General features: G+C 44.8%; 12 protein-coding genes. 7 read left to right on the top strand and 5 right to left on the bottom strand.

Annotation, left to right across the window (positions count from 1 at the left end; genetic code table 11):
• The first annotated feature begins 180 nt into the window (after window positions 1-180).
• The 5 genes from ABFQ95_01785 to ABFQ95_01765 all read left to right on the top strand — a co-directional run bounded on the left by ABFQ95_01785 (window position 181) and on the right by ABFQ95_01765 (window position 3,868).
• Entirely contained in the window at window positions 181-1,161 is a 981-nt protein-coding gene (locus ABFQ95_01785; protein MEN8236271.1) for a KpsF/GutQ family sugar-phosphate isomerase, read from the top strand.
• Window positions 1,162-1,174: 13 nt separating this feature from the next.
• Window positions 1,175-1,828 carry an LPS export ABC transporter periplasmic protein LptC gene (gene lptC / locus ABFQ95_01780; GenBank protein ID MEN8236270.1) on the top strand — a complete coding sequence of 218 codons (654 nt, stop codon included), beginning with the start codon at window positions 1,175-1,177 and terminating at the stop codon, window positions 1,826-1,828.
• 71 nt (window positions 1,829-1,899) lie between these two features.
• Window positions 1,900-2,652, top strand: a complete 753-nt coding sequence (locus ABFQ95_01775) for an LptA/OstA family protein (protein MEN8236269.1) — start codon at window positions 1,900-1,902, stop codon at window positions 2,650-2,652.
• Between the two features lie 8 nt (window positions 2,653-2,660).
• Window positions 2,661-3,437 carry an LPS export ABC transporter ATP-binding protein gene (lptB, locus tag ABFQ95_01770; GenBank protein ID MEN8236268.1) on the top strand — a complete coding sequence of 259 codons (777 nt, stop codon included), beginning with the start codon at window positions 2,661-2,663 and terminating at the stop codon, window positions 3,435-3,437.
• A gap of 59 nt (window positions 3,438-3,496) precedes the next feature.
• The gene (locus ABFQ95_01765; GenBank protein MEN8236267.1) at window positions 3,497-3,868 is read left to right on the top strand and encodes a DUF4870 domain-containing protein; all 372 of its coding nucleotides are present in this window, start codon (window positions 3,497-3,499) and stop codon (window positions 3,866-3,868) included.
• A 7-nt stretch (window positions 3,869-3,875) separates the two neighbouring features.
• On the opposite strand, the gene ABFQ95_01760 is transcribed toward ABFQ95_01765, so the two are convergent.
• From ABFQ95_01760 to ABFQ95_01740, 5 genes are read right to left on the bottom strand one after another with little or no spacing between them, the layout of a single operon-like run.
• The gene (locus ABFQ95_01760) at window positions 3,876-4,664 is read right to left on the bottom strand and encodes a hypothetical protein (GenBank protein ID MEN8236266.1); all 789 of its coding nucleotides are present in this window, start codon (window positions 4,662-4,664) and stop codon (window positions 3,876-3,878) included.
• A 29-nt stretch (window positions 4,665-4,693) separates the two neighbouring features.
• Window positions 4,694-5,440, bottom strand: coding sequence for a tRNA pseudouridine(38-40) synthase TruA (truA, locus tag ABFQ95_01755; protein MEN8236265.1), 747 nt, complete (start codon window positions 5,438-5,440; stop codon window positions 4,694-4,696).
• 3 nt (window positions 5,441-5,443) lie between these two features.
• The gene (gene fmt, locus ABFQ95_01750) at window positions 5,444-6,379 is read right to left on the bottom strand and encodes a methionyl-tRNA formyltransferase (protein MEN8236264.1); all 936 of its coding nucleotides are present in this window, start codon (window positions 6,377-6,379) and stop codon (window positions 5,444-5,446) included.
• Complete coding sequence (gene def / locus ABFQ95_01745; GenBank protein ID MEN8236263.1) at window positions 6,376-6,903, bottom strand: peptide deformylase; 528 nt, start codon at window positions 6,901-6,903, stop codon at window positions 6,376-6,378. The genes fmt and def overlap by 4 nt, the downstream gene beginning before the upstream one ends.
• A 54-nt stretch (window positions 6,904-6,957) precedes the next feature.
• Complete coding sequence (locus ABFQ95_01740) at window positions 6,958-8,145, bottom strand: glycosyltransferase family 4 protein (protein MEN8236262.1); 1,188 nt, start codon at window positions 8,143-8,145, stop codon at window positions 6,958-6,960.
• A gap of 53 nt (window positions 8,146-8,198) precedes the next feature.
• Here ABFQ95_01740 and rpe point away from each other — a divergent pair, with 53 nt between their 5' ends.
• Both rpe and ABFQ95_01730 read left to right on the top strand, forming a co-directional pair.
• Window positions 8,199-8,858 (top strand): ribulose-phosphate 3-epimerase, encoded by a 660-nt coding sequence (gene rpe, locus ABFQ95_01735; protein ID MEN8236261.1) that lies wholly within the window; start codon window positions 8,199-8,201, stop codon window positions 8,856-8,858.
• A 146-nt stretch (window positions 8,859-9,004) separates the two neighbouring features.
• On the top strand, window positions 9,005-9,664 hold the full coding sequence (locus ABFQ95_01730) for a hypothetical protein (protein ID MEN8236260.1): 660 nt from the start codon (window positions 9,005-9,007) through the stop codon (window positions 9,662-9,664).
• Window positions 9,665-9,712: the final 48 nt, after the last annotated feature.

Raw genomic sequence — 9,712 nt, 5'->3', positions numbered from 1 at the left:
GATAAACGACAAAATTTTATTTGCCGTTCAAATTCGAAACTACCTTTTGTGTTCACACCTTCAGGATGACGGCCGTGTTGGTTTCACTGAACAGCCCTGCTTCCTTCGTAGATTTTCTTGTGTTTGTGCATATATTATGGTTATTTCAAGGGGTAAGAACTTCAGTAGAAAGTAGTATTGATGTCCATGTCTACCGCCGCCAGAGTTATTCCAATTTCCGATGATTTAGATGAAGCCAGGCGGGTGTTAAAGCTTGAGGCTGCGGCTTTGTTGGATTCAGCCTCTAGTCTAGATCAAAGCTTCGTTGAAGCTGTTGGTTGTTTGGACCTTATCCAGGGGCGTATTGTTGTGACGGGGATGGGCAAGAGCGGGCATATTGCGCGCAAGATTGCAGCAACCCTTGCATCCACAGGAACACCGGCGATTTTCGTGCATCCTGCTGAAGCCAATCATGGTGATCTTGGTATGATTACCAGTCAAGATGCAGTGATTGCTTTTTCGCATTCGGGAGAGACAGCTGAGCTGTCTCACATTATTCGCTATACCCGGCGTTACCAGATTCCGTTGCTGGCAGTTGCAGGGGATGCTAACAGCACTCTAGCGCAATCAGCCGATATAACTATTAAGCTGCCAGAACTTCAAGAGGCCTGCCCAATTGGCTTAGCGCCAACGACATCTACAACTGTTATGTTGGCTCTTGGTGATGCTTTAGCTTGTGCATTGCTCACTCGAAAGAATTTCTCAGCTCAAGATTTTGGCATATTCCACCCCAGTGGATCTTTGGGTCGCCGTCTTTTAACGGTTTGCGATATTATGCACACGGGGGATAAATTGCCTATTGTTGATATGGCAACCGTTGTAAGCAAGGCCTTGTTGGTGATTACGGAAAAAAGTTTGGGTTGCGTCGGCATTGTAGATGCTACCAGGAAACTTATTGGGGTAATCACTGATGGCGACTTGAGACGGCACATGGGTTCAGATTTGCTCGAACGTAACGTGACCCAAATTATGAGTCCGACACCTAAGACAATTCGTCCTAATGCTTTGGTTGTTGAGGCACTGGCTGAGATGAATCAACATGGTATAACAGGTCTTTTTGTGGCCTCTGCATCCGAAGTCTTGGGTTTTGTCCATGTCCACGATTGCCTTCGGGAAACTTAGGTCAGGAAATTCAATGGTTGGTAAAAATTCCCTACCACGTCCTGTTGATCGCAGCCACGAGTGGCGTTGCTCAAGAAGATTGCGTTTTTGGGTCACTCCTGTGAAGTTTGGGTTTCCTGTTTTGGCTACCATAATTCTTGCTTTGGTTTTGTTCTGGCCAAAGGTACAAGAACTATCTGGTAAAAAACCAAAATCTGGCATTCAAAAAACCATTCATTCTAAAAGGGTTCTAGAGAATGAATTACAACGGCCGCGCATGAAATCATTGAATAGCAAAGGACGGGCATATATGGTGCAAGCTGTTAATGCAGTTCAGGCTAATGGTGAACATGCAGAGTTAAGCGGGAAATTAAATCGTCCGCACGGTGAAATGGAATTGGATGATGGAAGTTTGTTGGAATTTTGGGCAGATAAGGGAAATTTTTCTCAGCAGGATAATCTGCTGCACCTTTCAGGTAATGTGCATATTACAACAAGTAAGGGGTACGATTTTCGCACGCAATCTGCTGATTTTGACTTTGTCAATAATCAGGGTGAGGGGCATGAGCCGGTGACAGGAATCGGTCCTACCAGAGAGAATATTGAAGCACAAGGGTTTAAAATTACAGGCAAGGGGGATGATATACAGTTCTTGGGCCAAACTCGCCTGACATTGTATACGAAATAAATAACATGCATCATGCTTTGTTTTTCAGTATTTTATTAATATTTTCTGTAGTTGGGTTAATTGACATCAGTATGGCTGAACCACCACCACCACTACACATCAAACAAGCCGCACAAGCTCCCTTGCAAATTGACGCGCGAGGCGGTTTAAAGTGCGATCGCAAAACACAAAAATGTACAGCCAAAAACAACGTCAGAGTGCAAAAGGGAATTTTTGTTATGCATTGTGATGAGTTGACTGCTTTTTTGCACAAGCAAAAGGACGGTAAAAGTGTGGTGCGGCGAATTGATGCCCGTGGCAAAATTCGCTTTACTGGAGCCCCTGGTGAGAAGGGATCTGCTACCCGCATTCTGTATGATCTTGGAACAAACAGTCTCGTTTTAACGGGCCATGGAAATAAGTTGGATGTGGGAGATAGTACTGCATGTTTGAATGGATGGTGGCCAGTTGTGCAGCGAGAACAGCATGTATTATGCGGCCAGACCCTTACTGTTCATTTGTATCAAAGGGCTCGTGGACGTGATCGCATCAAAGGCGTGGACGCTGAAGGTGGTGTTGTGTTTTCCACCCCCATTGAGTTCAGCACCAGTGATTCGATTGTCTATAATGTCGCAACAAAGCAAGCTGTTTTAAGGGGTGACGTGATTGTTGATCGCAGAGAAGGTCAAGTAAAGGGTCCGTTTGCCTTGTTGGATATGTCTCTTAACAAGCACCAAGTGCTGCGGCATGACCCGTTTGATGAGGGTTGTGAACTTGCAGAAAGGCCTATGGCTTTTGTGCGCTTAAAAAATATTGACCGAAAAGCTTTAAAGCCTAAGCAATAGACTCTATGATGGATCTCATGTCAGAGCAAGAACATACGCACAAAGATATCACCTCTCCTAAGCCCAAAGGCTTGGTAGCCAATGATCTATGCAAAGCTTACAAGGGACATAAGGTTGTCAGCCATGTATCCATTGATGTGCAACAGGGAGAAGCAGTTGGTCTTCTAGGCCCCAACGGAGCCGGAAAAACCACAAGCTTTTCCATCATTGCTGGCCTTGTGACCCCCGATGCGGGCACCATTTTTCTAGATGGTTTTGATATTACTTCGTTGCCGATGTATCGTAGAGCTCGCCTTGGTATTGGTTACCTGCCGCAAGAGGCGTCTATTTTTAGAGGTATGTCGGTTGAAAATAATATTAGGGCAGCTCTCGAGATGGTTGAGCGCAAACGCGATAAACGTGAAGATACCTTGGATGCACTGCTGGCAGAGTTTGGCATTGAACATCTAAGGCGCGCATCCGCTTTGACCTTGTCCGGAGGTGAGCGCCGGCGCGTTGAAATTGCCCGATCTCTTGCATCCAACCCCCATTTTATGATGTTGGATGAACCACTGGCGGGAATCGATCCTATTGCGGTGCATGATATCCGTGAATTGGTCTCGCATCTAAAGGATCGCGGGATTGGGGTTTTGTTGACAGATCATAACGTGCGTGAGGCGCTGGATATTGTTGATCGTGCATATATCCTGCATGAAGGGCACGTGATCATGAAGGGAAATCCAGAAGACATTATTAGTGACCCAAATGTACGTCGGGTTTATCTAGGGGAACGATTCAGTCTTTAGTTTGACGGTATGTTGTGATACGATCAAGAAAGACAGGAAAAAATGGGAGAAAGATTCAAGTGGCCGAATCAAAAAAACAACCATCTAAGACAAACGCATCGCAAGAGCAGACCTGGGCGATGCTTACACATTTATCAGCATTTGCAGAATTTCTCTTTCCATTTGGTAATATTATTGCTCCACTGATTCTCTGGTTAATAAAGCGAGATGAATTTCCTATCGTTGATGAACATGGAAAAGAGGCATTGAATTTTCAAATCAGCGTGACAATATATTTTATTGTCTCCCTTGTTCTGATTATACTCATTATCGGAATCCCAATGCTCTTAGCTGTGGCGATTTTTCAATTTGTTTGCATCGTTGTGGCGGCCATAAAGGCGAGTGAAGGGAAAGTGTACCATTATCCCCTTTCTATTCGCTTTATTAAGTAGATTTTAGTTACTCAGTTACTGAAATTTTTTGAAACGCATAAGCTATGACAACTATTATGGGTACGCTGAGGAGGAAACCCAAGCCAGTTTGAATAAGGGTGATGACGGACAAACCGATAAGAGAATTAAGCATAAAAAACATCAAAGGTAGCATCAGCAGCGATAGAGCAATATAGGGGAGGACAGCCAAAGTAACGCACAGAAAGAACTTCCAAGTATGTCCCTTTAGTTTTTGATATGAGCTCAAGAACTCCAGGTCTTGATCAACGCTAATTGCTGGAAACACAAGAGATAAACGTAACGAGATGACGACAATAAGCGCTATAAAGCATACACTAGCAGCAAATCCAGCAAAAACCCCCATGATTATCGACTCCATGAAGGTTGCCAAGAGAATAGGGATGCTTATCGCAAAGCCAAAAGCGATCATTATGCTCATCAGGATTAGTGTAAAGATAACCTGCTTCCAAAAGTAGTTGATTTCTCTAGGGCAGAACAAACGTTGATAATAGCTCATATCCACGGGCTCTTTGCACAAGACCAGTCGATAAATGGAAACATGAAATGGGGCAATCAACCAAAACTGTAGCAGTGATATAAGTAGGGTACTTGGAAAACGAACCCATACATTATTCGCTACATTGGAGACCATAGGGTTTGTAAGATATTGTCCCAGCATGGAAACAACAAAAAACGCTGGGAGCATTATGATAATAAGTGGTGCAATCGACCTCCAATGCTCCATGAGAATGCCGTAGCCAAAGGTGGCGCCTTCCTTAACGTTGATTTGGTTCATTGTGTGGTATTTTCCCTATTGTCGATGAATCACTCATCATAATATATTACTGCTGTCAAATACAGCCCCTTGGCGGGAACTGTGGGACCGCCTTTCCTGCGGTCACAAGCATCAAGTGCTTTTTGTAAATCTTGTTTGATCCATTTACCTTCACCAACAAGCTTAAGGCTGCCAACGATGTTGCGGACCTGGTGATGCAGGAAAGAACGTGCACGTACTTTAAACTCAATTTGATTATCGATTTGTGTCACATCAAGTTGATCCAGGGTTTTTATTGGCGATTTGGCTTGGCACGCTTGAGCTCTAAAAGTTGAAAAGTCGTGTTGGCCTAAAAGGATTTGGGCCGCATCGTGCATTGCCCTGGCATCGAGATCGTGGTTAATACGCCAAGCGCGGTTGCGCTCTAGCACCAGTGGGGCGGTGCGGATAATAATTCGATAAAGATAACGGCGCTCTATGGCCGAAAACCTTGCATGAAAATCATCTGAGACAATTTCTGCATGGGTGACAGCAACAGGATGCGGTTTCATGTGATAATTGAGGGCATTTTGCACTTGGTGTGCAGGATAGTCTTTGGGCAAATCGCAGTGTGCTACTTGGCCAGTAGCGTGGACTCCGGCATCGGTTCTACCTGCACAATGGGCGCGAACGGAACACCCGCAAAGTCGTTTGATGGCTGTCTCCAGGACTTCTTGGACAGATAGGCCGCTATCTTGGACTTGCCAGCCAACAAAAGGCGTTCCATCGTACTCAAGGGTCAGCTTATAACGTGCCATAGTTCAAGAAAGTTGTGTTCCAGCTGGAACGTTGTGTCCATTTAAGAAATCTAGTACGGTCATAGCTTTTTTGCCTGGGGGCTGCACTTCAAGGGGTTGCAGAGCATCTTGACCACAAGCAATTGTCAGTTGATCGTCAAGGACTATACCTGGTTGCCCCTTCTGTTGAACAATTTGAGCTTTACGAATTTTAATATTCTGGGAATTCCATTCAAACCAAGTTCCAGGCCAGGGATTGAGAGCTCTGATTTTTCTCTCCAATTCCTGAGCAGGTAGAGTCCAGTCTAGCTTGCCCATCTCTTTGGTAATTTTAGGAGCGTAGCAGGCTCCTGTTTCTGGTTGGGGCATAGGCTTGAGCTTTCCCTCATTTAAGGGAGCTAAAATTTGCACCAGCAGGTGTGCGCCTTCTTGTGCCAGAGTTTCATAAAGCTCAGGCACAGTTGTCGTTGGTGTAATGGGAAATGCCTGCTGCTTAAACATAGGACCAGTATCGAGTCCTTCATCCATTTGCATAATGGTAATACCTGTTTCAGTATCTCCGGCCAGGAGTGCGTGATGAATAGGGGCAGCACCGCGCCATCGGGGTAGTAACGAGACGTGGATATTGATGCATCCCAAGCGAGGACTTGCAAGAATTGCAGCAGGTAGAATGAGACCGTAGGTGACCACCACGGCTAGGTCAGCTTTGTACGAGGCAAAGACGCCCTGGGCCTCTTCGGACCTAAGAGACTTTGGTGTTTGCACTGGAATATTATGTTTTTGCGCAAGAGCATGCACGGGACTTGGTTGAATTTTGTGGCCGCGCCCAACTGGTCGTGGGGGTTGGCTGTACACCGCAACGACCTTATGTGGACTGTCGATGAGCGCTTGCAGTGTTGGCACTGCAAATTCAGGTGTGCCCATAAAAATAATGCGCAGGGGTTGTATATGTGTTGTCATGATAATTCTGATTGCTTACGAAGTTTGGATAGTCTGCGCAAAGCCATTTTTTTCTTAAGTTGGGATAGGTAGTCGATAATGAGTTTTCCCTCCAAATGATCTATTTCGTGTTGTAGGCAATGGGCCATTAAGCCTGTGCCATGAATTTCTTGTTCGCTGCCCTTTTCATTTGTGTATTTGACCTTGACTTCCTTAGGACGGATGACTTCACAACAGTGCTCTGGAACAGAAAGACAGCCTTGTTCTAGAGGTACCTTTTCTTTTGCTGCCCAAATCAGTTGAGGATTGATCAATTTTAATGGTCGAGGATGATTAGTATGGGAGGGCTCATCACCTAAGTCAATCACCGCTAGTCGTTTGGAGATTCCTACTTGGTTGGCAGCAAGACCAATCCCATCATTTTCATGCATTGTATCCAACATATCGTCTAACAATTTAAGAATTTCCTTATCGATGTTGGTGACTTTTTGTGTTGGAGTCACAAGACAGGGATGAGGTGCGGTACATAAAGGTAAAACAGACATAGTTTATTGTGTTCCTCTTAAAATGATAGCTTTAATTCCTAGATAGCCTTTTCGCTAGGCTGCGTCAACAATCGCTTCTTGGGTAGTAGCAATATGTTTTTCAGCATACAAATTAAGGGTTTGCTCAATGATCAAAGAATCGGCAAATTCGTTCACCGCTTTTTTCCGGCTGGCACGTCCAAATTTTTGGCGCAGTTTGGAGTGATTGATGAGAATGCCCAATGCTTCGGCCAAAGCAATAGGCTGTTGTGCCGGAACCAATAGCCCGTTACGGCCATTTTCAACAACCTCACGACAACCTGGTACGTTGGTGGTAATGATAGGCAAACCTGCTGCTGCTGCTTCTAAAAGACTTTTGGGCATGCCTTCCCGGTATGAGGGTAGCACAGCGATATGGCACTCAGCATATCGCTTGCTCATATCTGCAACAGGCCCCAGCCACTCAAGGGAAACGTTTTGTTCCCATTGACGTAACTGGGTTGCGGAAAGAGACCCAGGATTATCATCATCGGCAGGACCACAGAGGAGAATCCGTGCGCGAATTCGTTTGCGGGCTAAGATTAGAGCGGCTTGTGCCAAATCCTCTATGCCTTTGTCTTTTAGCATGCGTGAAGCGCAGACAACAATGGGAATTCCTTCTGGTTCAGGTGAGGGAGAAAATTGTTTGATATCAACGCCACTGCCACGAATCAGAGCAATTCGTGTGGGTTTGACCTTGGCATAATCACGCCAAAGTCTTTCATCGTCCTGGTTTTGCACAATAAGTGTGTGATGCTTTTGGTTGAAAATTTTCCTAAAGACTTTCAGTAAAAGCGTGCTTGCAAGGCGCGGGATTGTTTTCTTGGAGGTAAATAGGTAGCCCATACCAGCAAGCGCATTGACCACTTGAGGAATTTTGTACAGTCTTGCAACAAGTGACCCATATAAAACAGGTTTTATTGCTACGTGGTGTACTATATCTGGTTTGAATTGACGGTAAAGGCGCCAGATTTCAATCAAGGTTAAAATCTCTCGCCAAGGGTTGAGGCCAGCACGCCTGAAATGTTTTAGCGGAAATAGCGTGAGTCCGTGTTGTTGGATGACCTTGCTATGCGCATTGACTCGAGTCGCAACAGCCACCTCATAACCTTTTTCTTTCGCAGTTGCGGCCAGTTTCAGGCGATGGGAGCAAAAATACCAGTCTTCGCTTACTAGATAGAGAAGTCTCTGTTTGGGTTTGGGGTTATTTTCAAAATGTGCCATCTTGTGTCTAATTTTGTTACACTACTTGATCACTTAGGGAGTTTTGTTTGACTATGCCACAATCGATCCGCATTGCGCCATCTATTTTAGCAGCTGATTTTGCTAATTTGGCCCGTGAAATAAAAGCCATTGAGCAAGCAGGTGCTGATTTTATTCACCTAGATGTTATGGATGGCCATTATGTGCCTAATTTGACCTTCGGTCCAGCAGTGATCAAGGCATTGCGTCCACATACAAAATTGCCGTTTGATACCCACTTGATGATTGCTCCAGTGGATCCATATCTCGAGGATTATGCGGCAGCTGGCGCTGATCTAATTACAATTCACACCGATTCAAGTCCACATCTGCACCGATCTTTGCAAAAAATCAAAGCTTTGGGCAAAAGGGCAGGGGTTGCTTTGAACCCATCCTCGTCCATTGCCGATATCCAATATGTCATGGAGTTGGTTGATCAAATTTTGGTGATGACAGTCAACCCAGGTTTTGGAGGACAGAGTTTTATCAAAGAGCAACTGTCAAAGATTCATGCGCTTCGAGTTCTTGCAGACAAACAATCCCATTCGATTGATCTTGCTGTTGATGGGGGGATTACCTTTCAAACAGCTAAGTTGGTTATTGATGCAGGAGCAAATGTTTTGATTGCAGGGACTGCTGTTTTCACAGGTGGAGAAAAATATTATGCTGAGAATATGAAAAAACTTCGAAGCTGATCTCCGGTTTCAAATCACATCTATACTGTCAAAAAAATATCTTTTTTAAAATTAACCAAAATAAAACTAATATATTATTTAATAAGAAATGTAGGTGTGTTTTTTATATATCTATAATTTAACAGTGTAAATAAATGGAGGTTATTATGAAAGATATATTTGACGAAAATATTCCACCAATTATTCCTGAAGCAGCGGAAGATCATCCTGATTGGGGTTTAAGCCATATGCCAGAACATCCTGATATGCCAGATATAGAGATGGAGGAAGAAGATCCTGAGGAGGAGAATGAAGAGGAATTTGAGGAAGTAAATGAGGACGAAGAGAAAGAGAATGAAGAGGAAGAAGAAGAGGAAGAAGAAGAGGAGGAAGAGGACGAAAGTGAAGGCGAAGGTGAAGGCGAAGGTGGTGATGGAGAACTCGGCCCTGAAGAATTGCCTGAACAAGCTAGTGATACAGCCAGGGAAGCTCTGGAAAACCTTGGAGATGGTTCGGGGATGCCAGATGATGTGCCACAGGGGCCGCCGGAAGGTGATCCTCCCTTTGGGCCGCCCGAAGGATTCCCAATGGGTCCTCCAGATATGGGTTCAATTGAATTTTCAGAACTTGTCCTCTTTGACGGGTTGCCTGAACAAGCTAGTGATACGGCCGAGGATGCTCTAGAAAACCGTGGAGATGGTTCGGGGATGCCAGATGACGTGCCACAGGGGCCGCCAGATCCTATGCCGGATCAGGCTGGAGAACATATAGGCACAGCAATGGATCACATCCCCGATGATGTACCGGTAGATGTTCCAGTAGCTTGATTTTTATCAAGGTCTAGGAGAAAGTCTTTGTAGTCATCACTTTCTCTT

This window comes from Pseudomonadota bacterium, from assembly GCA_039714795.1.
Lineage (GTDB): Bacteria > Pseudomonadota > Alphaproteobacteria > JAGOMX01 > JAGOMX01 > JBDLIP01.
Note: the sequence above shows the minus strand (reverse complement) of the source record. Positions and strands in the feature narration are given on the sequence as shown.

Excerpts from the sequence above, each read along its gene's own strand:
- rpe (MEN8236261.1), top strand. The coding sequence starts at position 8,199 with ATGCCACAATCGATCCGCATTGCGCCATCTATTTTAGCAGCTGATTTT.
- ABFQ95_01785 (MEN8236271.1), top strand. The coding sequence starts at position 181 with ATGTCCATGTCTACCGCCGCCAGAGTTATTCCAATTTCCGATGATTTA.
- ABFQ95_01730 (MEN8236260.1), top strand. The coding sequence starts at position 9,005 with ATGAAAGATATATTTGACGAAAATATTCCACCAATTATTCCTGAAGCA.
- lptB (MEN8236268.1), top strand. The coding sequence starts at position 2,661 with ATGGATCTCATGTCAGAGCAAGAACATACGCACAAAGATATCACCTCT.
- truA (MEN8236265.1), bottom strand. The coding sequence starts at position 5,440 with ATGGCACGTTATAAGCTGACCCTTGAGTACGATGGAACGCCTTTTGTT.
- fmt (MEN8236264.1), bottom strand. The coding sequence starts at position 6,379 with ATGACAACACATATACAACCCCTGCGCATTATTTTTATGGGCACACCT.
- ABFQ95_01740 (MEN8236262.1), bottom strand. The coding sequence starts at position 8,145 with ATGGCACATTTTGAAAATAACCCCAAACCCAAACAGAGACTTCTCTAT.
- lptC (MEN8236270.1), top strand. The coding sequence starts at position 1,175 with ATGGTTGGTAAAAATTCCCTACCACGTCCTGTTGATCGCAGCCACGAG.
- ABFQ95_01760 (MEN8236266.1), bottom strand. The coding sequence starts at position 4,664 with ATGAACCAAATCAACGTTAAGGAAGGCGCCACCTTTGGCTACGGCATT.
- def (MEN8236263.1), bottom strand. The coding sequence starts at position 6,903 with ATGTCTGTTTTACCTTTATGTACCGCACCTCATCCCTGTCTTGTGACT.
- ABFQ95_01775 (MEN8236269.1), top strand. The coding sequence starts at position 1,900 with ATGGCTGAACCACCACCACCACTACACATCAAACAAGCCGCACAAGCT.